The 24454-nt window shown below is 72.8% G+C and carries 17 protein-coding genes; 5 read left to right on the forward strand and 12 right to left on the reverse strand.

The genetic code is table 11. From position 1 onward, the window contains the following. The first annotated feature begins 81 nt into the window (after positions 1-81). On the forward strand, positions 82-2670 hold the full coding sequence (gene clpB / locus ASD16_RS10565; protein WP_055916590.1) for an ATP-dependent chaperone ClpB: 2589 nt from the start codon (positions 82-84) through the stop codon (positions 2668-2670). A gap of 4 nt (positions 2671-2674) precedes the next feature. Here the strand turns inward: clpB and ASD16_RS10570 are convergent, their stop codons facing one another. After that, positions 2675-4108: a PQQ-binding-like beta-propeller repeat protein gene (locus ASD16_RS10570; protein ID WP_055916595.1), complete on the reverse strand. Its 1434-nt coding sequence runs from the start codon at positions 4106-4108 to the stop codon at positions 2675-2677. Positions 4109-4191: 83 nt separating this feature from the next. Here ASD16_RS10570 and ASD16_RS10575 point away from each other — a divergent pair, with 83 nt between their 5' ends. Then, positions 4192-4812, forward strand: a complete 621-nt coding sequence (locus ASD16_RS10575) for a TetR/AcrR family transcriptional regulator (protein ID WP_055916597.1) — start codon at positions 4192-4194, stop codon at positions 4810-4812. A 4-nt stretch (positions 4813-4816) separates the two neighbouring features. On the opposite strand, the gene ASD16_RS10580 is transcribed toward ASD16_RS10575, so the two are convergent. The 4 genes from ASD16_RS10580 to ASD16_RS10595 all read right to left on the reverse strand — a co-directional run bounded on the left by ASD16_RS10580 (position 4817) and on the right by ASD16_RS10595 (position 9882). After that, positions 4817-7057, reverse strand: a complete 2241-nt coding sequence (locus ASD16_RS10580) for a glycoside hydrolase family 3 C-terminal domain-containing protein (protein ID WP_055916599.1) — start codon at positions 7055-7057, stop codon at positions 4817-4819. Positions 7058-7140: 83 nt separating this feature from the next. Beyond that, the gene (locus ASD16_RS10585) at positions 7141-7776 is read right to left on the reverse strand and encodes a DUF4190 domain-containing protein (RefSeq protein ID WP_235523241.1); all 636 of its coding nucleotides are present in this window, start codon (positions 7774-7776) and stop codon (positions 7141-7143) included. A gap of 38 nt (positions 7777-7814) precedes the next feature. After that, complete coding sequence (locus ASD16_RS21735; protein WP_055916600.1) at positions 7815-9038, reverse strand: DUF4190 domain-containing protein; 1224 nt, start codon at positions 9036-9038, stop codon at positions 7815-7817. 52 nt (positions 9039-9090) lie between these two features. Continuing rightward, a complete protein-coding gene (locus ASD16_RS10595) occupies positions 9091-9882 on the reverse strand; it encodes an exodeoxyribonuclease III (protein WP_055916604.1) in 792 nt (263 codons plus the stop codon). 125 nt (positions 9883-10007) lie between these two features. Between ASD16_RS10595 and ASD16_RS10600 the strand changes: the two genes are divergently transcribed. Beyond that, positions 10008-10763 carry an SDR family NAD(P)-dependent oxidoreductase gene (locus tag ASD16_RS10600; protein ID WP_055916609.1) on the forward strand — a complete coding sequence of 252 codons (756 nt, stop codon included), beginning with the start codon at positions 10008-10010 and terminating at the stop codon, positions 10761-10763. A 120-nt stretch (positions 10764-10883) separates the two neighbouring features. Here the strand turns inward: ASD16_RS10600 and ASD16_RS10605 are convergent, their stop codons facing one another. Continuing rightward, positions 10884-11486, reverse strand: a complete 603-nt coding sequence (locus tag ASD16_RS10605; protein WP_162250295.1) for a TetR/AcrR family transcriptional regulator — start codon at positions 11484-11486, stop codon at positions 10884-10886. A gap of 71 nt (positions 11487-11557) precedes the next feature. Between ASD16_RS10605 and ASD16_RS10610 the strand changes: the two genes are divergently transcribed. Then, positions 11558-13849 carry an MMPL family transporter gene (locus ASD16_RS10610; RefSeq protein WP_082570850.1) on the forward strand — a complete coding sequence of 764 codons (2292 nt, stop codon included), beginning with the start codon at positions 11558-11560 and terminating at the stop codon, positions 13847-13849. A 57-nt stretch (positions 13850-13906) separates the two neighbouring features. Here the strand turns inward: ASD16_RS10610 and glpK are convergent, their stop codons facing one another. The 3 genes from glpK to ASD16_RS10625 all read right to left on the reverse strand — a co-directional run bounded on the left by glpK (position 13907) and on the right by ASD16_RS10625 (position 18131). Then, positions 13907-15430, reverse strand: coding sequence for a glycerol kinase GlpK (glpK, locus tag ASD16_RS10615; protein ID WP_055916612.1), 1524 nt, complete (start codon positions 15428-15430; stop codon positions 13907-13909). Between the two features lie 92 nt (positions 15431-15522). Further along, complete coding sequence (locus tag ASD16_RS10620) at positions 15523-16248, reverse strand: MIP/aquaporin family protein (RefSeq protein ID WP_055916615.1); 726 nt, start codon at positions 16246-16248, stop codon at positions 15523-15525. A gap of 74 nt (positions 16249-16322) precedes the next feature. Then, the gene (locus tag ASD16_RS10625; protein WP_055916616.1) at positions 16323-18131 is read right to left on the reverse strand and encodes a glycerol-3-phosphate dehydrogenase/oxidase; all 1809 of its coding nucleotides are present in this window, start codon (positions 18129-18131) and stop codon (positions 16323-16325) included. 160 nt (positions 18132-18291) lie between these two features. Between ASD16_RS10625 and ASD16_RS10630 the strand changes: the two genes are divergently transcribed. Beyond that, on the forward strand, positions 18292-19287 hold the full coding sequence (locus ASD16_RS10630) for a sugar-binding transcriptional regulator (RefSeq protein ID WP_055918257.1): 996 nt from the start codon (positions 18292-18294) through the stop codon (positions 19285-19287). Between the two features lies 1 nt (position 19288). On the opposite strand, the gene uca is transcribed toward ASD16_RS10630, so the two are convergent. The 3 genes from uca to ASD16_RS10645 are packed head-to-tail and all read right to left on the reverse strand — an operon-like array spanning position 19289 to position 24410. Beyond that, the gene (gene uca / locus ASD16_RS10635) at positions 19289-22873 is read right to left on the reverse strand and encodes an urea carboxylase (protein ID WP_055916618.1); all 3585 of its coding nucleotides are present in this window, start codon (positions 22871-22873) and stop codon (positions 19289-19291) included. Next, entirely contained in the window at positions 22870-23568 is a 699-nt protein-coding gene (locus ASD16_RS10640; protein WP_082570766.1) for an urea amidolyase associated protein UAAP2, read from the reverse strand. The genes uca and ASD16_RS10640 overlap by 4 nt, the downstream gene beginning before the upstream one ends. Next, on the reverse strand, positions 23565-24410 hold the full coding sequence (locus tag ASD16_RS10645; protein WP_055916620.1) for an urea amidolyase associated protein UAAP1: 846 nt from the start codon (positions 24408-24410) through the stop codon (positions 23565-23567). The genes ASD16_RS10640 and ASD16_RS10645 overlap by 4 nt, the downstream gene beginning before the upstream one ends. Positions 24411-24454 lie beyond the last annotated feature (44 nt).

Here is a 24454-nt window from a genome sequence, read left to right on the forward strand (position 1 = left end):
CCGAGTGGTCCGTAGAGTTGAGCGGAATAGACTCAACTTCGGCCGTCGTTGCGACTAGCAGTCGATCACTCAGGAGGTCATGTGGACGCCAAGTTCACCACCCGGTCCCAGGAGGCCCTCGGCGACGCCATCCAGCAGGCGTCCGCCGCCGGGAACCCGCAGCTCGAGCCCGCGCACCTGCTCAACGCCCTGCTCCAGCAGGAGGGCGGCGTCGCCAACGGGCTGCTCGACGCCGTCGGCGCCGACCGCACCGCCCTCGGCCGCGCGGTCCGGGGCATGCTCGTCAGCCTGCCCACGAGCAGCGGCGCCACCGTGGCGCAGCCGTCCGCGTCCCGGGCCACGTCGACCGCGCTCGAGGCCGCCTCCTCCGAGGCCCGCTCGCTCGGCGACGACTACATCTCGACCGAGCACCTGCTGCTCGGCCTCGCCACCGGGCAGTCCGGGATCGCCGACGCGCTGCGCGCCCAAGGTGCGTCCCGCGACGCGCTCGCGGCCGCGCTGCCCGCCGTGCGCGGGTCCGCGCGCGTCACCACCCCGAACCCGGAGGGCACCTACAAGGCGCTCGAGAAGTACGGCGTCGACCTCACGCAGCGTGCCCGCGACGGCAAGCTCGACCCCGTCATCGGCCGCGACTCCGAGATCCGCCGCGTCGTGCAGGTGCTGTCCCGGCGCACCAAGAACAACCCGGTCCTCATCGGTGAGCCCGGCGTCGGCAAGACCGCCGTCGTCGAGGGGCTCGCGCAGCGCATCGTCGCGGGCGACGTGCCCGAGTCGCTGCGCGGCAAGAAGCTCGTCGCGCTCGACCTGGCCGCGATGGTGGCCGGCGCCAAGTACCGCGGCGAGTTCGAGGAACGGCTCAAGGCGGTGCTCCAGGAGATCACCGGGTCCAACGGTGAGGTCGTCACGTTCATCGACGAGCTGCACACCGTCGTCGGCGCCGGTGCGGGCGGCGAGGGCGCGATGGACGCGGGCAACATGCTCAAGCCCATGCTGGCCCGCGGCGAGCTGCGCCTCGTGGGTGCCACGACGCTGGACGAGTACCGCGAGCGCATCGAGAAGGACCCCGCCCTGGAGCGCCGGTTCCAGCAGGTGTTCGTCGGGGAGCCGTCGGTCGAGGACACCGTCGCCATCCTGCGCGGGCTGAAGGAGCGGTACGAGGCGCACCACAAGGTCACCATCGCCGACTCCGCGCTGGTCGCCGCCGCGACCCTGTCCGACCGGTACATCACCGGCCGCCAGCTGCCCGACAAGGCCATCGACCTGGTCGACGAGGCCGCGTCCCGCCTGCGCATGGAGCTCGACTCGTCGCCCATCGAGATCGACGAGCTGCAGCGGGCCGTGACCCGGCTCGAGATGGAGGAGGTCGTGCTCTCCGAGTCCGACGACCCCGCCTCGACGGACCGCCTGGCCCGGCTGCGCAAGGACCTGGCCGACCGCCGGGAGGACCTCGCGTCGCTGACCGCGCGGTGGGAGAAGGAGAAGGCGGGGCACAACCTCGTCGGCGACCTCAAGGCCCGGCTCGACGCCCTGCGCTCCGACGCCGAGCGGCTGCTGCGCGAGGGCGACCTGGCCGGTGCCGCGCGCATCCAGTACGGCGAGCTGCCCGCGCTCCAGGAGCAGATCGCGGCCGCGGAGGCCGACGAGGAGGCCATCGACGCCGCACCCGACGCCCCGCCGATGATCGCCGAGAAGGTCGGTCCCGACGAGGTCGCCGAGGTGGTCGCGCAGTGGACCGGCATCCCCGCCGGCCGCCTGCTCGAGGGCGAGACCGCCAAGCTCCTGCGCATGGAGGAGGTGCTCGGGTCTCGCCTGATCGGCCAGAAGACCGCGGTAGCCGCGGTGTCCGACGCCGTCCGCCGCTCCCGCGCGGGCGTGTCCGACCCCGACCGCCCCACCGGCTCGTTCCTGTTCCTCGGGCCCACCGGCGTCGGCAAGACCGAGCTGGCCAAGGCGCTCGCGGACTTCCTGTTCGACGACGAGCGCGCGATGGTCCGCATCGACATGTCGGAGTACGCCGAGAAGCACTCGGTCGCCCGGCTCGTCGGCGCGCCCCCCGGGTACGTCGGGTACGAGGAGGGCGGTCAGCTGACGGAGGCCGTCCGGCGCCGGCCGTACTCGGTGGTCCTCTTCGACGAGGTCGAGAAGGCGCACCCCGAGGTGTTCGACGTGCTGCTGCAGGTGCTCGATGACGGCCGCCTGACCGACGGCCAGGGCCGCACGGTCGACTTCCGGAACGTGATCCTGGTGCTCACGTCGAACCTGGGCTCGCAGTACCTGGTGGACCCGATGCTGTCCGCCGACGAGAAGCGCGAGGCCGTGATGTCCGCGGTGCGCTCGTCGTTCAAGCCGGAGTTCCTCAACCGGCTCGACGACGTGGTCCTGTTCGACCCGCTGTCGCTCGACGAGCTCGGGCACATCGTCGAGCTCCAGGTCGCGGCGCTGGCGAACCGGCTCAAGGACCGGCGGCTCACGCTCGAGGTCTCCCCGGCCGCGCGCGAGTGGCTGGCGCTGGAGGGGTACGACCCCGCCTACGGTGCGCGACCGCTGCGGCGGCTGGTGCAGCGCGAGATCGGCGACCGGCTGGCCCGCCTGATCCTGGCCGGACAGGTCCACGACGGCGACACCGTGACGGTGGACCGCGGCGAGGACGGCCTGGTGGTCAGCAGCTGACCGGTCAGCCGAGCCCGACCACGGTGCCCAGCGGGCCGGCGCCGACCAGGTGCCGGCCCGCCGAGACCGGGTACGTGACGGTGTCCGGGAGCGCGAGGCGCCGGACGAACGCGCCGTCGCGACGGTCCAGCACGGTGAGGTATGCCGTGCCGAACCCGTCCTGCGGAGCCTCCACCAGAATGACGTGGGCGCCGTCCGTCAGCAGCTGGCCGACGTAGCTCCCCTGCTGCCGCGCGGCCGTCCACCGGGTCTCGCCGGTGCGGGCGTCGAGGGCTACCACCGCATCGTCGCTGGTCAGGAAGACCATGCCATCGATGATCAGCACGTCCTCGTCCTGGTAGGGAGGGACAGAGATGTCAGCTTCCCAGAGCTGCTCCCCGGTGCCGGCGTCCCACCCGGACGTGATGCCGCCCACCGACACCTCCAGCCCGGGCACGCTCCCGTCGTCGACCGTGCGGTCGAGCAGCCGCCCGGTGACCTCGACCGGCGGCTCGCCGGGCCGGACGACCCGCTGGATCCGGCCGCCCGGGTCCGAGCGCTCCGTCACGAACCAGCCCTCCTCCGTCGTCCCCCAGCCCGTCGTGCCGGGTTCCGTCGGGACGCGGTCCCCGGACGCCGACAGCACGATCGGGCCTCCGGGCGTGCCGAACACGACGACCACCCCGCCCCCGGCGCCGATCCACGGCTCCTGCTCCGACGGCTCGGGGTGCCGGTACCGCCAGAGCTCCCTGCCGGTGAGCGGGTCGGCGGAGACCACGACGACGTGCCGATCCTCGACGACCGCGGTCGCGGCCAGACCGGGCAGGACCGCGAGCGACGCCACAGGGGGCCCGGGACGGTCGGCCAGCACGTGCCCGTCGGCCAGGTCGAGCACGACGATGCGGGACTCGGTGCCTGGACGAGGCTCGATCGCGCCCGGGGTGGGGCCGTCGGTCACCAGGCAGACGACCCGCTCGGGCTCGGCGCCCGGCTCGGCGTCCGGCGTGCAGGTGCTCGCGTTCGGGTACAGCGGATCCGTCTGCGCCGGGTCCGGTCCGCGCAGCGTCGTGGACCAGAGCTGGTCGCCGCTGCGCAGGTCGACCGCGTCGTAGGAGACCGCGCCGTCCGGCCCGACGAGCACGGCGTGCAGGGCGTCGTGCGCCACGAGCCCGTGGGCGAGCGCGCCCGTGCCCGGTTCGGACCGCCACAGCGCCTGCACGCTGTCACCGACCGGGTCGATGGCCCCCGGCAGTGCGGCGATCCTGGCATCCGCGGCCCGTTCGAGGGCGTCCGACCCCAGCTGCACCCCGGCAGCCAGCACGGCTGCGGCGACCGGCACGGCGAGCAACCACCAGCGCTTCCGCGACCGGGTGCGGGTGCCGGGTTCCTGCGCGACAGCGTCGTCGGCGTCGTCCGCCTCGACGAGCTCGACCGTGGTGAGCGCGTCGCGGCGGGGCATAGCCGGACAGTACCGTCGCGGTGCCCCGTGGCTGTCGCGTTCGCCGGCGACCAGGCCGCTCGCCGGCCTGGCATCCTGGGTCCATGACGACCGAGGCCCCCACCAGTGCGCGATCGGGTGGCTACGCCAGGGGTCGGGCCACCCGCGAGGAGATCCTGGACGTCGCGATGCAGCTGTTCGGCGAGGTCGGGTACCGCACGGCCTCCCTGCGCGAGGTGGCCTCCCGCGTCGGCATCTCCCACCCCGGGCTGCTGCACCACTTCGGCAGCAAGGCCGTCCTGCTCGCGGCGGTGCTGGAGCGTCGGGACGAGGTCGACGACGCCGCGTTCGAGGCCGACCTCGCCGCCGGGTACGACTACGTCGACGCGATGGTCAGAGTCATCGAGCGCAACGCGTCGCGGCCCGGGATCGTCGAGCTGTTCGCGACGCTGTCGGCGGAGGCCACGTCACCCGACCATCCCGCGCACGCCTGGTTCCAGGACCGGTACCGCCGCGTGCTCGACCGCGGGGCCGCCGAGTTCGAGAGCCGGCGCGCGGTCGGCGAGCTCCGCCCCGGCCTGGACCCCCTGACCGCGGCCCGTCTGACCGTCGCGGTCATGGACGGCATGCAGATCCAGTGGCTCCTCGCGGCCGACACCCCGGAGGCCCGCCCGGACATGGCAGCGACCCTGCGCGCCCACGTCGCGACGCTGCTCACGTCCTGACGCGTCAGCCGGCGGCGGCCTTGGCCACCAGCGCGTCCAGTGCCTCGCGGTCGAAGCCGACCAGGCCGAAGTCGGCGATCACCTTGGCCGGCATCTGCAGGATCATCGCCTGCATGGTCTCGTCGAGCGGGCCCATGTCCGCCGGCGGCACCAGGGCCGACTGCAGCAGGGGACCGCCGACGGGGTGCGCGAACCACTCCTCGATCGTCGACATCACCGTGAGCTCACCCCAGAGCGGCTCGCCCTCGACGTCGACAGACACCGATCCGCGGAGGTCGCGGGACGACGCTCCGACCTCGATCACGAACTCGCCGCCCTCGACCACCCAGCGGTGCAGGCCGGGGTGCCAGTAGGACAGGTCGCGGGCCCCGAGCGTGAACGACACCTCGCGGGACTCGCCCGGCTCGAGCGTGACCTTGGCGAACGCCTTGAGCTCGCGCGTCGGCCGCAGGACGGAGGCCTCGGGGTCGCGGACGTAGACCTGGACCACCTCGGCGCCCGCCACCGAGCCGGTGTTCGTGATCGTGGCGGTCACGGCGACGTCGGTGCCGTCCGCGGTCGCGGCCACGTCGGAGTAGCCGAACGTCGTGTACGACAGGCCGTGACCGAACGGGTAGGCCACGTCCATCGCGCGGGTGTCGTACCAGCGGTAGCCCACCAGCACGCCCTCGCCGTAGCGGACGACGCCGGCCTCGCCGGGGAAGTTCCCGAACGCGGGGGTGTCCTCGATGCGGTGGGGGATCGTCTCGGTGAGCCTCCCGGACGGCGTCCGGACACCGAGCAGCAGATCGGCGACGGCCGACCCGCCGGCCTGCCCGCCGAGCCACGTCTCGAGGATCGCCGGGGCCAGGTCGCGCCAGTCGGTGACGCTGACCGCCGAGCCGTTGGCGAGCACCACGACGACCCGCGGGTTGACCTCGGCGATCGCGCGGAGCGTGGCCACCTGATTGTCGGGCAGCCCGAGCCGCGGGCGGTCGTAACCCTCGGACTCGTCGGGACCGGGCAGGCCGAGGAACGCGACGACGGTCCGCGCGTCACGCGCCACCGCCACGGCGTCCGTCAGCAGCGCCTGGTCGTCGCCGGCGGGTCCGCCCGCGATGGTGAAGCCGGCCGCGAACGGGAACGCGCCGCCGGTCGCCCGCAGCGCGTCCAGGGGTGCGTCGAGCCGCGTCGGGTTGACCTGCGACGAGCCGGCGCCCTGGTAGCGCGGGGTCCTCGCGAACTCGCCGATGACGGCGACGCTCTCGGCGGAGGTGAGGGGCAGCAGCCCGCCGTCGTTCTTCAGGAGCACGGACCCGGCGGCGGCGGCCTCGCGGGCGAGCTCGTGGTGGGCGTCGACGTCGAACGAGTCGTCTGCCTCGACGCCCGGCAGCGACCGGGCGACCAGGTGCAGCACGCGGCGTGCGGCGACGTCGAGCACCGCCTCGTCGAGCGAGCCGTCGCGGACCGCTGCCACGACCTCCTCGTCGGGACGCGGTCCCGCGGCGGGCATCTGCAGGTCGAGGCCGGCCGCCAGGGCGGGGACGCGGTCGTGCACCGCGCCCCAGTCGGAGACGACGAGCCCCTCGAAGGCCCACTCGTCGCGCAGGATCTCGGTGAGGAGCCAGTGGTTCTCCGACGCGTACGTGCCGTTGACCTTGTTGTACGCGCACATCACCGTCCACGGCTGCGCGCCCGTGACCACCCGCTCGAACGCCGGCAGGTAGATCTCGCGCAGCGTGCGCTCGTCGACCTCGGCGGACACGCGCATGCGGTCCGACTCCTGGTTGTTCGCCGCGAAGTGCTTGAGCGACGTCCCGACGCCCTGGCTCTGGATGCCCCGCACGATCGCGGTGCCCAGCTCGCCGGCGACCACCGGGTCCTCGGACACGTACTCGAAGTTGCGACCGCACAGCGGCGTCCGCTTGATGTTCACGCCCGGGCCCAGCAGCACCGCGACGTCGTTGGCCCGCGTCTCACGGCCGAGCGCCTCGCCGACGCGGGTGACCAGCTCGACGTCCCACGACGAGCCCAGCGCGGCGGCCGTCGGGAAGCAGGTGGCGGGCACGGAGTTGCCGAGCCCCAGGTGGTCGGCGTCCTCGGCCTGCTTGCGCAGACCGTGCGGACCGTCCGTGACCATGACGGCCGGGACGCCCGCGCGCTCGACGCCCTGCGTGTGCCAGAAGTCGGAGCCGGACGTCAGCGACGCCTTCTCCTCCAGGGTCAGCTGAGCAAGGACACGTTCGACGTCGAAGACCTGCGTCATCGCGGGGTTCCTCCTCGGTGGGGTTCGTTGTCCGCCACCATAGCCCATTACCTACCACGTGGTAAGAGTCGGGTCGGCCCCGGTCAGGGAAGCTCGGCGGTCCCGTCCAGGAACGAACCCGTGACGCCGCCGCCGTCGACGACCGCCAGGCACAGCCCGACCCGGTCGCCGTCGGACCACGAGCGCTCGGTCGGCGACCAGGTCACCGTGCGGACGCCTGCCTCGATCTCGCTCTCGTCGAGCACGCACGCCCGAGCGACCCGGGCGTCGGCGGACTGCTGTCCCGGCCACACCGCGTCCGTGGCGAACGTGAACTCGGTGACCACCTGCGCCTCGTGCGGGTCGGCGCAGGGGACGACCCGCACCGTGTCCACCGGCCCGTCGTCGGGCACCGACAGCACGCAGTTGCCCGTGACCAGCTGCTGCGCGCGGGCGTCCCGCGCCGCAGGCACGTCCGCGGGCAGCGGGCGGGTCGCCAATGTCGTCAGCACGGCGATCGTCACCCCGACGACCAGGGCGATCGTCCCGACGGCACCGAGCACCGCCCCGGCGATCGCGAGGCCCCGCCCGCGGGTGTGCCGCGCCGCGAGGCGCCGGAACGCGACGGCCGCCAGCACCAGAGCCGCCGGACCGAGTCCGAGGATCCCCAGGACCAGCGACCAGACCGCCGTCGGCTCGAGCCGGGCGCGCGGTTCCACCCACCCGGGGGCGTAGTGCACCTCCGGGTAGGTGTAGGGATCGCGGGCGTCGCTCAGGACTACGCCCCGGCGCCCGCGAGCACGAGAGTGCCGTTCACGGCCGACCCGGTCATGCCCGGCTCGTCGCCGTAGTAGACGCAGTAGGCGGACGTGAGGCCGCCGGCGAAGTCGTCGGGGTGCGGGTAGTAGAGCTCGATGTTGCCGTTGTCGAAGTAGCCGGGGACGAGCGACTCGGTGAGGGCGTCGCACGCGTCCCAGGCGTTGTTGAACGCCGTGTCGTACTCGTCGTCGGGGTCGAGGCTCACGGGGTCCGACATCGGGACGAGGGCGACGACCTCGGCCTCGTGCGGGACGGTGCAGTCGACCGGGTCGGTGTCCGCCATGTCGTACTCCCACGCGTACGTGGTCAGGCAGGTGCCCGCGGTGAGGTCGGTGCGGAGCGCGAAGTCCGGCAGGTCGGACGCCGTGTCCGAGCCGGTCGCACCGTCCTCCATGCCGTCCTCGAAGCCCTGCTCGACGTCGTCCCAGAAGCCCGACGAGCTGCCCGCGGCGCTCAGGAACACGATGACGAACACGATGTACGCGGCGATCGCGAGCATCGTGAGGATCCCGAGCGCGCCGATGGCGATGCCCGCGATGGCCCAGCCCCGGCCTCCCTTGCCGGAGACCTTGATGCGACGCAGCGCCGCTATGCCGAGGCCGAGCCCGACGGGGCCCGGGATGCCGCCGAAGAAGAGCAGACCGGCCGTGCTGGTGACGAACGAGGCGATCGCCATGCCGTCGGTGGGCTGCGGCGGGCCGTACGGCTGGCCGTAGCCGTACGGCTGCGCGCCGTACGGAGGCGGTGTCTGCTCGTAGCCGGGAGCGCCGTACTGGGGGGCGCCGTACGCGGGCGCCCCGTACTGGGGCTGCGGTGCTCCGTACTGCGGAGCCCCGTACTGCGGCTGCGGCGCCGCGTACTGCGGTGCGCCGTACTGCGGTGCCGCCGGGCCGGGCTGCGGCTGGCCGTAGGGCGTCGGACCGCCGTACTGCGGTGCGTCGGGACCGGGCTGCTGCTGGCCGGACGGTGCCGTGCTCGGCGCGGCCCGCGTCGGGATGGGCTGCGTCGGCGGAACGCCGTACGGGTCGGTCGGAGCGGTCTCGCCGACCGGCGTGCGCACCGCCTCGTACCCGCTCGGCGCCACGGGCTCGTGCCCGCTGGGCGCGATCGGCTCCGTCGGGGCCGGGTCGGGGACGGCGTAGGGGTCGGGAACCGGAGCCGGCCCCCCGGGCTCGTTGCTCATGCGCGCACGCTAGCCCACTGCGCGCCCGCGACGACTGCGCTTTCCACCGACATCACCCGGCGATCTCGAGCACGACCGGAACGTGGTCGGACGGTGCCTTGCCCTTGCGCTCGTTGCGCTCGATGGTCGCACCGGTCACCCGGGCGGCGAGCGCGGGCGTCGCGTAGGTCAGGTCGATACGCATGCCCTCGTTCCGGGGGAACCGCAGCTGCTGGTAGTCCCAGTAGGTGTAGGTGTGCTCGGCGGGGAGGTGGACGCGGGAGACCTCGGTGTACCCGGCGTCGGCGATGGCGGTGAACGCCGCACGCTCGGCGGGGCTCACGTGCGTGCGGCCGGCGAACCAGCTCATGTCCCAGACGTCGGTGTCCAGCGGCGCGATGTTCCAGTCGCCGACGAGGGCCACCTGCGCGTCGGCGTCGGCGGCGAGCCAGCCCTGGGCGGCGTCGCGGAGCCGGCCGAGCCAGTCGAGCTTGTAGGTGTAGTGGGGGTCCTCGAGCTCGCGGCCGTTGGGCACGTACAGGCTCCAGACCCGCACGCCGCCGCACGTCGCCCCGAGCGCCCGGGCCTCGGCGGCCGCCGGGTCGCCCCAGGTGGGCATGCCGGGGAAGCCGACCTCGACGTCCTCGATGCCGACCTTCGAGACGATCGCGACGCCGTTCCACTGGCTGAACCCGGTCGTCGCGACCTCGTAGCCGAGCGCCTCGAACCCCTCGCGCGGGAACTGGTCGTCCTTGCACTTGGTCTCCTGCAGCGCGAGGACGTCGACGCCCGTCCGTTCCAGGAAGGCGAGCGCTCGGTCCGCTCGTGCACGGATCGAGTTGATGTTCCAGGTGGCCAGACGCATGGGGCAGGACGCTACCCGGCGGCACCGACGGTTGAGCCGACCGGACGATTCGGACATTCAGGTGTTGAGCGGGACGAACCGCTCCCGTACGGTGCAGGACAACAGTCCAGCAGGAAGGCACCGAGGTGGAGGACGCGCTCACCGGCCGTCGCGCGCTCGTCACCGGCGGCGCCTCCGGGATCGGCCGCGCGGTCGCGGTCGCCCTGGCCCGGGCAGGGGCGGACGTCGCCGTCACCCACCTGTCGCACGACGCCACGGCCGTCGTCGCCGAGATCAAGGAGACCGGCCAGATCGCGGCGTCCTTCCAGGTGGACGTCCGCCGCAGCTGGGACGTCGACAAGGCGGTCGGCGAGGCCGCGGCGGCGCTCGGGGGCGGCATCGACATCCTCGTCAACAACGTCGGCGGACCGGTCGACCGGCGCGCCGTGCCCTCGATGGACGACGCGCACTGGCACGGCGTGCTCGACCTGAACCTGTCCTCGGCGTTCTACGCCAGCCGGGCCGCGCTCGCGGTCATGCCCGACGGGGGTCGCATCATCACGATCGGCGCCCAGGCGGCGCGCAGCGGCGGCGGCACAGGGATGGTGGCGTACACCACCGCGAAGGCGGCGCTCGAGGGGTTCACCCGGGCGCTGGCGCGCGAGCTCGGACCGCGGCGGATCACGGTGAACGTGGTGGCGCCGGGGTTCGTCGGCGGCACCCCCCTGCACGCGACGTACACGCCCGAGCCGGCGCAGCGTGCCGCGGTCGCCGCGTCCGCGCTGAACCGGGCGGGTGCGCCCGACGACATCGCCGAGGCGGTCCTCTTCCTGGCCTCGGAGGGCGCGTCGTTCGTCACGGGCACGGTCCTGGACGTCAACGGCGGCGCGTACTTCAGCTGACACCGCCCTCGACGACGTCCGCACTCCGGCAGGGTGGAACCCGCACGAGCGCGGACGCACGCGCGTCGACATCGACGACGTCCGCACTCCGGCAGGGTGGAACCCGCACGAGTGCGGACGTTACGAGAGGGGGGTGGGGTCTGCGGGCCAGCCGCTGACGGCCGACCACGCCCAGGACGCCACGTCCTGCGCGGGGGGCAGCGGGTCGCGCTCCAGCCACGCGACGAGCACGCCGATGACCGACCCGGCGAGCGCCGCGGCGGCGATCGGCACGGGCAGGTGCGCGAGCGCGGGGGGCGTGCCGTGCAGCTCGAGGCCCTCGGTCGCCAGCGCCGCGATGCGTCGGCGCAGGCGGGTGACGGCGACGGGGGAGCCGTGCTCGCCGAGCGCGCTGCGGTAGAGGCTGACGTTCTCGGCGACGTGGGTGGCGTAGCGGACCAGCACGTCGGGGGGCGTCCTCGTGCCGACTCCGGGGTGGATCTGGGTGAGGTCGGCGCCGACGAGGGTGGCCTGCGCGTCGAGCGCGTCGGCCAGCAGCGTGTCGGTGTCGGGGTAGTGCTGGTAGAAGGTGCTGCGGTTCACGGTGGCCCGGTCGGCGACGTCGGCGACGGAGATCTCGTCGAGGCTGCGTTCCCGTGCGAGGGCGAGCAGGGCATCCTGGAGGAGCCGTCGTGTGCGCAGCACTCGCGGATCCACCCGGGCGCCTTCGTCCTGGATCGTCACCCGACCCATGATGCCACCGACAAGTAACCGACACCTGTCGGGTATCCTGCACCGTCGACCAAGGAGTGAACATGGCACGCGTGCTGGACCGTCTGGGCCGGGGAAGCTTCCGCCACCGCTGGATCGTGCTCGTCGCGTGGCTGCTGGTGCTCGCCGCCGCGGCCTTCGGCGCCGTCGCGTCGGGGCTGAACATCTCGGACTCGTTCTCCATCCCGGGCACCGAGTCCCAGCGGGCGCAGGAGCTCGTCGCGGAGCGGCTGGGTGACCAGGCCGCCGACGTCGGCTCGGACAGCAGCATGTCGGCCCAGCAGGGTGGCGACACCTCGAGCGCGCGCGTCGTCGTCGGTGTCCCCGAGGGCGAGTCGTTCCTCACCGGGACCGGGATCCCGGACGTCCTGACCGCGCTCGCGCCCGTCTCGAGCGCGCAGGACGTCGTCGCGGTCTCCGACCCCGTGACCGCCCAGGCGGTCGCCCCGGACGGCAGCGTCATGTACGTGGACGTGTCGTTCGGCGTGGGGGTCGACGACATCCCCGACGCCACGACGGCCGCCCTCGAGGACGCCGCGGCGAGCCTCGAGGCCGACGGGTACGAGGTCGCGCTGGCCGGCGGGCCGTTCACGGCACCGCTCGAGCTCGCGGGGCCGATGGAGGCGATCGGGCTCGTCGTCGCGCTGATCGTGCTCGTCGTGACCTTCGGGTCGCTCCTCGCGGCAGGGATGCCGATCCTCACCGCGCTGCTCGGTGTCGGCATCGGGGTCGCGGGCGTGCTGTCGCTGTCGGGGATCGCGGACATCTCCTCCTCGACGCTGACGCTCGCGCTCATGCTCGGCCTCGCCGTCGGCATCGACTACGCGCTGTTCCTGCTGTCCCGGCACCGGCAGCAGCTGGCCGACGGGATGTCCCCGGAGGCCTCCGCCGGCCACGCGGTCGGCACCGCCGGCAGCGCGGTCGTGTTCGCCGGGACCACCGTCGTCATCGCCCTCGCGGCCCTCACGGTCACGGGCATCCCGTTCCTCGCGGCCATGGGGCTCGCCGCGGCCGCGACGGTCGTCATCGCGGTGCTCGTCGCCGTCACGCTGCTGCCCGCGATGATGGGCTTCGCCGGCGAGCGGCTGCGCCCGCGCGGCCGGGCGCTGAAGCAGGCGGAGCACTCCCGCGAGGCCCGCAACCGCTGGGGCGCGCTCGTCACGACGCACCCGATCATCACGCTCGTCGTCGCCGCGCTCGTGCTGCTCACGATCGCGGTCCCCGCGCTCAGCCTGCGGCTCGGCCTGCCGAACGCCGGCCGCGAGCCCGAGGGCTCGGGCGACCGCGCGGCGTACGAGATGCTCGCCGACGGGTTCGGCCCCGGCTTCAACGGCCCGCTCGTCGTGCTCGTCGACGCGGCCGAGGACCCGAGCGCCCTCCCGGCCGCGGTCCAGTCCGTGACGGAGACGGTCTCCGCCCTCCCCGACGTGGCCTATGCGGCCCCCATCGCGGCCCCGGGTGCGACGGACGGCGCCGAGGGTGCGCTCATCGTCGTCATCCCGACCGGTGCGCCGGACTCGGAGGAGACCGCCGACCTGGTGCACGCCATCCGTGACGCCCGCCCGGATCTCGAGGCGAGCACCGGCACGCAGCTGTGGGTCACGGGCGCAGCCGCCGCGAACATCGACATCACCGAGAAGCTCGCCGACGCGTTCCCGCTGTTCCTGCTCATCGTCGTCGGGCTCGCGATCGTCCTGCTGCTGGTCGCGTTCCGCTCGCTGCTGGTGCCGGTCACCGCGGTGCTCGGCTTCCTGCTGACCATCGCGGCGGCGTTCGGCGCCACGACCGCGGTGTTCCAGTGGGGCTGGCTGGCGCCCGTCTTCAACGTCGACTCGACCGGTCCGCTGCTCAGCTTCCTGCCGATCCTGCTGGTGGGCGTGCTGTTCGGTCTGGCGATGGACTACCAGGTGTTCCTGGTGTCCCGGATGCGCGAGGAGCACGTGCACGGCGCCGAGCCGACACCGGCCGTCCGCCTCGGGTTCGCCCACGGCGCCCGCGTGGTCCTCGCGGCGGCGCTCATCATGATCTCGGTGTTCTCGAGCTTCGTGTTCAGCGGCTCGGCGCAGATCGGCCCGATCGCGTTCGCGCTGGCCATCGGCATCCTGTTCGACGCCCTCGTCGTCCGCATGACGATGATCCCGGCCGCCATGACCCTCCTGGGCAGGTCCGCCTGGTGGCTGCCGCGCTGGCTCGACCGGATCATCCCCAACGTCGACATCGAGGGAGCCGCGCTCGACAAGACCGGTGCCCACACGGCTGCCGCGCCCGTCGACGAGGTCCCGGAGGGCGCGCACACGGGCGCCCACGCCGCGCACGGGGTGCACGCCGCCGAGTGACGAGACGAGGGCCGGGGTGCCTCGTCGCACCCCGGCCCTCGCCCGTCACGCCAGTGCTCAGTGCACGTCGTCGTCGACCCAGTCGAAGGTCTTGGTGACGGCCTTCTTCCAGTTGCGGTACTGCCGGTCACGCTCGTCGTCGGCCATCGCCGGCTCCCAGCGCTTGTCCTCGGCCCAGTTGTCGATGACGTCCTGCTCACCGTTCCAGAACCCGACGGCGATGCCGGCCGCGTAGGCCGCACCGAGCGCGGTCGTCTCGGCGACCTTCGGCCGGACCACCGGGACGCCGAGGATGTCCGCCTGGAACTGCATGAGCAGCTCGTCCTGGACCATCCCGCCGTCCACCTTGAGCTCGGTCAGGTCGACACCCGAGTCGGCGTTCATGGCGTCCAGCACCTCACGGGTCTGGAACGCCGTCGCCTCGAGCGCGGCCCGGGCGATGTGCCCCTTGTTGACGTACCGGGTGAGGCCGACGAGGGCGCCGCGGGCGTCGGACCGCCAGTACGGCGCGAACAGGCCCGAGAACGCCGGCACGAAGTACGCGCCGCCGTTGTCCTCGACGGTCTTGGCCAGCTCCTCGATCTCCGGCGCCGTCGAGATGATCCCGAGGTTGTCGCGCAGCCACTGGATCAGCGAGCCGCTCACCGCGATCGACCCCTCGAGCGCGTACACGGTCGGCTGGTCACCGATCTTGTAGCAGACCGTCGTCAGCAGGCCGTTCTTCGACGGGACCGGCGACGTGCCCGTGTTGATGAGCATGAAGTTGCCGGTGCCGTACGTGTTCTTGGCCATGCCGACCTCGAAGCACGCCTGCCCGAAGGTGGCCGCCTGCTGGTCGCCGAGGATGCCGGCGATCGGGACACCCGGGACCATGCCGCCCTCGCGACCCTTGCCGTACACCTCGGACGAGGACTTGATCTCCGGCAGCATCGACAGCGGGATCCCCATGTCGTTCGCGATGTCCGCGTCCCACGTGAGGGTCTCGAGGTCCATCAGCATCGTGCGCGACGCGTTGGTCGGGTCGGTGACGTGCACGCCACCGTCGACCCCGCCGGTCATGTTCCACAGCACCCACGAGTCGGTGTTGCCGAACGCCAGGTCACCGGCCTCCGCCTTGGCCCGGGCACCCTCGACGTTGTCGAGGATCCACTTGACCTTCGGGCCGGAGAAGTACGTGGCCAGCGGCAGGCCGACCTTCGCCTTGTACCGGTCCGCCCCGCCGCCGAGCGCCCCCAGCTCCTCGGCGATCTTCTGCGTACGGGTGTCCTGCCAGACGATCGCGTTGTAGACCGGCTTGCCGGTGGTCCGGTCCCACACGACCGCGGTCTCGCGCTGGTTGGTGATGCCGACCGCGGCGAGATCCTTGTAGGTGAGGTTGGCACGGGTCAGCGCGAGGCCGACCACCTCGCGGACGTTCTTCCAGATCTCCTCCGCGTTGTGCTCCACCCAGCCGGCGCGCGGGAAGATCTGCTCGTGCTCGATCTGCCCGGTCTCGACGATCTGGCCGGAGTGGTCGAAGACGATCGCTCGGGAGCTCGTGGTGCCCTGGTCGATGGCAAGGACGTACTTGGTGTCGGGCATGGTGAAGATTCCTCCGGTGGTTCGGGTGGCCCGGACGGCGCTCGCGGGGGGTGAGGAGCGCCGCCCGGACAGGGGACGACTGTGCTGTGGGGTCAGCCGATGTAGACGGACGCCACGAGGCCGGCGATCGCGCCGCCGACGAGGGGGCCGAGGACCGGCACCCAGGAGTACCCCCAGTCGCTCGCGCCCTTGCCCCGGATGGGCAGGAGGGCGTGCGCGATGCGCGGACCGAGGTCACGTGCGGGGTTGATGGCGTAGCCGGTGGGGCCACCGAGGCTGGCGCCGATGCCGACCACGAGGAGGGCGACGGGGATCGCCCCGAGCGCGGCGGGCGTCTTCGCGAACGCGAGGATGACGAAGACGAGGACGAAGGTGGCGATGGTCTCGGTGATGAAGTTCCAGCCGTAGGAGCGGATGGCCGGACCGGTGGAGAAGACGGCGAGCTTGGTGCCGGGGTCGGCGTCCTCGTCGAAGTGCTTCTTGTAGGCGAGGAACGCGAGTGCCGCGCCTATCGCAGCACCTGCCATCTGGGCTGTGACGTAGAGGAAGCCGTTCGCCGCGGTCACGGGGATGCCCGGCGCGAAGTTCTCCGCCCCGCTCGTCCAGATGCCCATGGTCACCGCAGGATTCAGGTGAGCCCCCGACTTGTACGCGACGTACACACCCGAGAAGACCGCGAGTCCCCATCCGAAGTTGATGAGGAGCCAGCCGCCGTCGAACCCCTTGTTCTTCGGCAAGATGACGTTCGCGACCACACCGGCGCCGAGCAGGATCAGCATGCCGGTACCCATCACCTCCGAGATGAAGGCGTCACCCATTGTGTAGTCCACTGTCGACCCTTTCTGACGGACATCGTTGTCACGTGCGCCCCGCGGAGGACCGCGGGGAGTTCTCAGGTCCCGACGGGTCCGGACGACCCCTTCCCCGCGGGTGACCCCGGCTTGGTGCCTGCGTCGACCGAGGCGTCGGTGAGCATCGGCGACACGTCGGTGGCCCGCAGCCGCACCTTCACGGCCTCCGCGTCGTCCAGCTCCTGCGCGGCGGCGTCCTCCGCCTCGCACCGCGCGCGGTACGCCTCGATCTCCTGGCTGCGCGTGTGCGCGTCCCAGCCGAGCACCGGCGCGACGAGGTCGGCGATCTCCTCGAGGGCGCCGACCCCCTTGTCGGCCTGCTCGTAGTTGAGCCGGGTGCGGTGCATGAGGACGTCGTCGAGGTGCAGCGCGCCTTCGTGGCTGGCGGCGTAGACGATCTCCGCCCGGATGTACGCGTCCGCGTTCGTGAGCGGGTCGGCCAGGGTCGGGTCGGCGTCGACGAGGTCGATGAGCTCGCCCAGCAGGGACCCGTAGCGGTGCAGCAGGTGGTCCATGCGCGGCCGCGTCCAGCCGTACTTCTGGCTGATCGCCCGAGCCTGGCGCTGGAACACCTGGAGGCCCTCGGCGCCGACCAGCGGCAGGTCGTGCGTGATCGACGGCAGGCTGGTGGCGCGGCTGCCGATGGCGAAGTCGACCGCGTCCTTGGCCATCACGCGGTAGGTGGTGAGCTTGCCGCCGGCGATGACCGTCAGGCCCGGCGCCGGAGCGGCGACCGTGTGCTCGCGCGACACCTTCGCCGAGCTGGTGCCCGCCTTGACCTGCGGCTGGAGCAGCGGACGCAGGCCAGCCCACGTGCCGATGATGTCCTCGCGCGTGATCGGCCGGGACAGGACGGTGTTGGCGTGGTCGATGACGTAGTCGATGTCCGCGCTCGTCGCGACGGGGTGGATCAGCTCCTGCTCCCACGGGGTGTCCGTCGTGCCGATCACCCAGTACCGCGACCACGGGATGATGAACAGGACCGACTTCTCGGTCTGCAGGATCAGCCCGACGTCGCCGGAGATGCGGCTGCGCGGCACGACGATGTGCACGCCCTTGCTGGCCAGCACGCGGAGCCCGCCCTCGGCGCCCGCGAGCGACTCGGTCTGCTCGGTCCACACGCCGGTCGCGTTGATGACCGCCCGTGCCCGGACGTCGATGTGCTCGCCGGTCTCCAGGTCCACCACCTCGGCGCCGGTGACCGCGCCGCCAGTGGTGGTCTGCAGGTCGGCCACCTGGGTGCGGGACGCGGCGTGCGCGCCGTAGCTGACGGCGGTGCGCACGAGGGTCTCGACCAGGCGGGCGTCGTCGACGCTCGCGTCCCAGTACCGCACCGCGCCGATGGCGGCGTCGTGCCGCAGGTCCGGGAACAGCCGCTCCATGCCCTTGCGGGTCAGGTGCCGGTGGATGGGGAGCGCACGCTTCGACCCGGTGACCGACGCGAGGGTGTCGTACAGGGCCACGCCGGCGCCCACGTACGCCCGCTCCCAGACGCGGTTCTCGAGCGGGTAGAGGAAGCTGACGGGCTTGACCAGGTGCGGCGCCAGGCGGTTGATCAGCAGGTCACGCTCGGTGAGCGCCTCGCGCACCAGGTGGAAGTCGAGCATCTGGAGGTAGCGCAGCCCGCCGTGCACCAGCTTGCTGGACCGGCTCGACGTGCCGCTGGCCCAGTCCTGCGCCTCGACGATCGCCGTGGACAGTCCCCGGCTCACCGCGTCGAGCGCGATGCCCGCTCCGGTCACGCCGCCACCGATCACGAGGACGTCCAGCTCGTTCCCGCGTTCAGCACTCCCACGCATCGCGTCGAGTGCGTCCTGTCGTGCCTGGGCCGTCAGCGGCGCCGTCCTCATCCGTCGTACCCCCGGTTGGTGTGGTCGCTGTGCCGTGCTGTCGTGCTCGATCCGGCTCGCCCGGTACGGGCTTGCTCGCTATCGTCGTCACCAGGCGAACGAACGCGCAACCGGGGTGCACAAACGTGCAGTGACGCGTGCGGATCGGGAGGGGGTCGCGATGTACATCGAACGGGAGCAGGACGTCCTCCGGGCGGCGTCGATGTACTACCTCCAGGACATCAAGATGGAGGTCATCGCGCGGCACCTGGGCACGTCCCGCTCGACGGTCTCGCGGCTCATCAAGCGCGCCAGGCAGTCGGGCCTCGTCGAGATCACGCTGCGCCCGGCGAGCACGCGTGCACCGGGCCTCGGTCGGACGATCGCCGCGGCGTTCGGTATCGATACCTACGTGGTCCCGGTGCCCGACTCCGCCAGCCACATCGAGCGCCTCGACCAGGTGTCGATCACCGCGGCCCGCCTGCTGTCCTCGTGGTTCGACTCCGACATGGTGCTCGGCGTCGCGTGGGGGACCACGCTGGCGTCGGTGTCCCGGTACCTGGCGCCCAAGCCGACGCGCGGCTCCGCGGTGGTCCAGCTCAACGGCGCTGCGAACATGCGCACGAGCGGCATCGAGTACGCCAGCGACCTGATCTCCACCTTCGGCACCGCGTTCGCCGCCGCCGTGCACCACTTCTCGGTGCCCGCGTTCTTCGACTACCCCGACACCAAGGCCGCGATGTGGCGCGAACGCTCGGTCCGGCGCGTGCTCGACATGCAGCGGCGCGCGGACATCGCGGTGTTCTCCGTCGGCGCGGTCGCGGGGGCGGTGCCGTCGCACGTCTACTCGGCGGGCTACCTCGACGACGCCGACGTGAAGAACCTGCACGACGAGGGCGTCGTCGGCGACGTCTGCACGGTCTTCCTGCGCGCCGACGGGTCCTGGCAGGACGTGCACCTCAACGAGCGCGCCACCGGTCCGACCCCCGTCGAGCTGCAGCGGGTCCCGCGCCGGGTCTGCGTCGTGGCCGGCGACAACAAGGTCGCGCCGTTGCTCGCCGCACTGCGCGCCGGGGTGGTGACCGACCTGGTCGTCGACGAGATCACCGCGACCGGGCTGCTGGACGCGGCCGAGCCGCCCCACCCGCGGCGGGTCCGTGCGCGGGTGCCGGGGTAGCTCACGCCGCCGTCGTCACCGCCGCGGGCTCGACGATGACGAGCACCTGGCCGGGACCCACCTGGTCGCCCGGGGTCACCACGATGTCGACGACGGTCCCGCCGATCGTGGCCGTGACCGGCGCCTCCATCTTCATCGCCTCCAGGGCGAGCAGCTGCTGGCCGCGCTCGACGACGTCGCCGGGACGCACGTCGACCCGGAAGACCGTCGCGACGAACGGCGCCTCCACGCCCTCGCACCCGTCGGGGACCTCGGTGTCGACGGTCGTCGCGGGTGCGTCGGGCTCGATCACGCGGTCGAACTCGCCGGCCGCTGCCCACGCGTCCCGCTCGGCGCCGAACGCCGACGCCTGCTGCGCGCGGAACGCCTCGATCGACGGGGCGTTCTCGGCCAGGAACCGCTGGTGCTCCGCGATCGAGAAGGTGCCCGGGTCGATCGCCACGTCGAGACGGCCGGCCGCCATGTCCGCGCGCATGTCCAGCAGCTCGTCCGCGCCCACGGGGTACCAGGAGATCCGGTCGAAGAACCGGAGCAGCCACGGGGTGCCCGGCTCGAACGGCCTGTGCCGGGCGTGCGTGTCCCAGACCTGGATGGTGCGGCCGACGAACTGGTAGCCGCCCGGTCCCTCCATCCCGTAGATGCACAGGTAGGCGCCGCCGATGCCGACCGCGTTCTGCGGGGTCCAGGTGCGGGCCGGGTTGTACTTGGTGGTGACCAGGCGGTGCCGCGGGTCGAGCGGGGTCGCGACGGGGGCGCCCAGGTACACGTCGCCCAGGCCCATGACCAGGTAGGACGCATCGAACACCGTGCGGTAGACGTCGTCGACCGAGCCCAGCCCGTTGATCCGGCGGATGAACTCGATGTTCCACGGGCACCAGGGCGCGTCGTCGCGGACGCCGGCCATGTACCGCTCGATGGCCTCCCGGGTGGCCGGGTCGTCCCAGCTCAGCGGCAGGTGGACCGTGCGGCTGGGCACGACGAGGTCGGTGGTGGCCGGCAGCGCGTCCTCGATCTCGCGGACCAGGTCGAGGGCCGTGCGCAGCGGGAGCCGGTCGGGGTCGACGTGCAGCTGGAGCGAGCGGATGCCCGGCGTCAGGTCGACGATGCCGCGCAGCCCGTCGTGGTCGACGCGGTCCTGCACCTGCTGCGCGAGCGCGTGCACGCGCATCCGGGACGCCAGGTCCAGGGTCATCGCCCCGTACTCGACCAGCAGGTTGTCGTCGCCGCTGCGGCGGTAGGTGACCGCGGTGTCGCTGTCCTTGCGCGCGAGGATGCCGCCGTCGTCGTGCGCGCTCCTCGTCGCCCGTGGGGCTCGTTGTGGGCGCGTCCGCAGCGCGTCGGCCTCGGCCTCGTCCACGGGCACGAACCGCACGGTGTCGCCGGGCCGCAGCTGACCCAGCTTCCACAGCTGGCCGAGCGCGACCGTCGCCGGGCACGTGAACCCGCCGAGCGACGGACCGTCGGGACCCAGCAGGATCGGCAGGTCGCCCGTGTAGTCGACGGCGCCGACCGCGTACGGGGTGTCGTGGATGTTCGACGGGTGCAGGCCCGCCTCGCCGCCGTCGGGTCGTGCCCAGGTGGGCTTGGGGCCGACGAGCCGGACGCCCGTGCGTGCGCTGTTGAAGTGGACCGCCCACGTGGTGGCGTAGAACTCGGCGACGTCGCCCGGCGTGAAGAACTCCGGTGCGGCGTGCGGGCCCTCGAGCGCGCCGATCCGCCAGTCGCTCGTGATGAGCGGTCTCTCCGTCGTGGGGACGGGTCGTGCGGGCCCGGACGCGGCGCCGATCGCGAGCTGGTCGCCCGGGCGCAGCGGGACGCCGGTGGTCCCGCCGATGCGGCCGAGGTCGAACGTGGCCGCTGACCCGAGCACCTCCGGGACGTCCAGGCCGCCGCTGACCAGCAGGTACGTGCGCATGCCGACGGCGGGTGCGCCGATCGCCAGGACGCCGCCCGCCGGGATCTCGACCGGCTCCCACTGCGGGACCGGCACGTCGTCGAGCGTGACCGCGGCCGGTGCACCGGTCACCATGACTGTGGCGCCCGTGACGAACCGGAGCTCCGGGCCGGCCATCGTGCACTCCAGGCCGGGCGCACCCTCCGGGTTGCCCAGCGCGGTGTTGCCCAGCCGGAACGAGAGATCGTCCATCGGCCCCGACGGTGGGATGCCGACGTGCCACAGCCCCGTGCGGCCGGGCCAGTCCTGGACCGTCGTGAGCATGCCCGGACGCAGCACCTCGATGCGCGGCGTCTCGTCGTGCAGGTGCGCGAGCGTGCCGGTGTGGTGCAGCGCGGCCGCGACCTCGGGGGCGTGCACGATCGTGCGGAGCAGGCCGACGTTCGTCGCGATGCCGGTCAGGCGGGTGGCGGCGAGCGCCTCACCGAGCGCCGCCCACGCGGTCTCGCGGTCGGCACCGGCGGTGATGACCTTGGCCAGCAGGGGGTCGTAGTGGGTGGACACCTCGCTGCCGGGCTCGATCCAGGTGTCGACGCGTGCGTCGGAAGGGACCTCGAACGCGGTGATCGTGCCGGCGCTCGGGAGGTGGTCGCGGTCCGGGTTCTCGGCGTAGACGCGGGCCTCGACGGCGGCTCCCCGCGGCTCCAGGGGCGTGTCGACGACGGACGTGTCGCCCTGGGCCAGGCGCAGCATCCACGCGACCAGGTCGACCCCGAACACGGCCTCGGTGACCGGGTGCTCGACCTGCAGCCGCGTGTTGACCTCGAGGAACGCGGCCTCCTCGCGCACCGCGTCGTAGACGAACTCGACGGTGCCCGCGGACCGGTAGTCCACCGACTCGGCGAGCGTGCGGGCCGACGAGGCGATGAGCGCGCGGACCTCGTCGGGAAGCCGGGGCGCCGGAGCCTCCTCCACCACCTTCTGGTGGCGGCGCTGCAGGGAGCAGTCGCGGTCGCCGAGCGTGACCACGCGGCCCAGCCCGTCGCCGAACACCTGCACCTCGACGTGCCGCGCGGCCGTGATGAGCCGCTCCAGGTAGACGCCGGCCGAGCCGAACGCGGCGCCCGCGGTCCGGCGCACGGCCTCCCAGGCGTCCCTGAGCTCGTCGGAGTCCTTGCATGCGCGCATGCCGATGCCGCCGCCGCCGGCGGTCGCCTTGAGCATGACCGGGTAGCCGATCCGCTCCGCGGCCGCGACCGCCTCGTCGAGCGTGTCCAGCAGCCCGGTGCCCGCGAGCATGGGCATGTCCACCGCGCGGGCCGCGTCGCGAGCCGTGTGCTTCGAGCCGAACAGCTCCAGCTGCGCCGGAGTCGGCCCGACGAACGCGATGCCCGCCTCCTCGGCCGCACGCGCGAACGCCGCGTTCTCGGAGAGGAACCCGTAGCCCGGGTGGATCGCGCCCGCGCCCTGGGCGAGCGCGACCTCCAGGATCAGGTCGCTGCGCAGGTACGACTGCGCCGCCGGGGCCGGGCCGAGGCGGACGGCCGCGTCCGCGAGGTGCACGTGGGCGGCGCCCGCGTCGGCGTCCGAGTAGACCGCGACCGTGCGCAGGCCCAGCGTCTTCGCGGTCCGCAGGATGCGCACGGCGATCTCGCCACGGTTGGCGACGAGGAGGGTGTCGAAACCGCTCATGGCTGTGCCTTCCGGTCGGTGCGGCCCTGCGCTCCGCTCCCGGCGGGTGACGCTCCGCGCCCCCCACCGTCCGCTGCGCTCCGGCCCGCACCTCCCGTCACCACCATGCGCACCGGCGTCGGGTCGAAGCCGTTGCACGGGTTGTTGATCTGCGGGCAGTTGCTGACGACCACCAGCACGTCGCGCTCGGCGCGCAGGGAGACCGACAGGCCGGGTGCGGAGATGCCGTCGACGATGCCGAGAGCGCCGTCCGGGTCGACGGGCACGTTCATGTACCAGTTGATGTTGGAGACCAGGTCACGCTTGCCCAGGCCGTACCGGCCGCCCTCGGCGAGGAAGTTCTCCGCACACGCGTGCTGCGCCCAGGTGTGGTTGCCGTAGCGGAGGGTGTTCGACTCCTTCGAGCACGCGCCGCCGAGGGTGTCATGCCGGCCGACCTCGTCGGCGACCACCGTCATCAGCGGCCCGTACTCGCAGTCGCGCAGGACGGAGCCGGTGGTCAGGAACACCGAGTCCTGACCCTGGATGGTGTCGGGTGCGCTGTAGCGCAGGGTGGTGTCGACGGCGTCGAACACCAGGAAGTCGACGGCCTGGTTGCCGCCGAGGTCGACGATCGTCAGGACGTCGCCCGCGTGCACCACGGCGGACCAGGGTGCGCGGGCGGGGACGACGTCGTCGAGCAGCGTGCCGGTCATGCGATCCCCCGTGCGGTGAGGTCGGCCTGGGTGTTGACGAAGGCGCGGCGGCCCTCGGGTGTGGCGTCCCAGAGCGGGTCGGTGTCCTTCGTCGGCTGACCGGTCCAGGCCAGCACCTCCAGCGGCGTGCTGACGTACTCGCGCGGGTCGAGGGGGTGCGCGGTGTTGGCGACGAGCAGCAGCAGCGGCACCTCGGCGCGCAGCGTGATCGCCGTGCCGGGGCCGGCGCACCCCTCGAACACCGGGCGGCCGTCGGTGTCGATCCGGACGCCCTGGAAGAACGAGATGCTCGGCGGCAGGTCGCGTCGGCCCAGGTCGTGCTTGGCCGCCGCGAGAGCGAACAGCTCGCGGCCGGCGGGCGTCGGACCCTGCGCGCTGCCGTCGCCGTACCGCTCGTCGTTGCGGGCCCGCGTCGTCGTCCCGTAGAGCGCGTCCTGGCGGCCGGACGTGTCGCCGACGATGCTCGCGAGCACCCGCCCCTGGTCGCTGAGCAGCAGGTGGCCCGCGGTCAGGTAGACCTGCCACTGGACCTTGACGGTGTCCGCGACGTTCAGCCGCTCCCACGGGCGGTCCAGCCGGTAGGCGAGGACGTGCGCGCACGCGTCGCCCTGGACGTCGGTCAGCCGGACGTGGGTGCCGCGTGCGACGGCGAGGTGCGTGTAGCCGCCCCCCGCCACGACCTCGGCGTGCACGAGCGTGGCCGGGTCGACCTCGCTCGGCGGCGTGGGGAACGACCGGGCGGGCCGCGTGGGCATCGTGGCGACCGTGCCGACGGCGTCGGCCTCCTGCGCCCGGGCGTGCTCACGGGCGCCGGCGGTGGTCCCGGTGGTGGTGGCGGTCATCGCGTCCTCGATTTCTGTCGACTGACAGAAAAAGAGTCACGCCA

The sequence above is a fragment of the Cellulomonas sp. Root485 genome, from assembly GCF_001426705.1.
Lineage (GTDB): Bacteria > Actinomycetota > Actinomycetes > Actinomycetales > Cellulomonadaceae > Cellulomonas.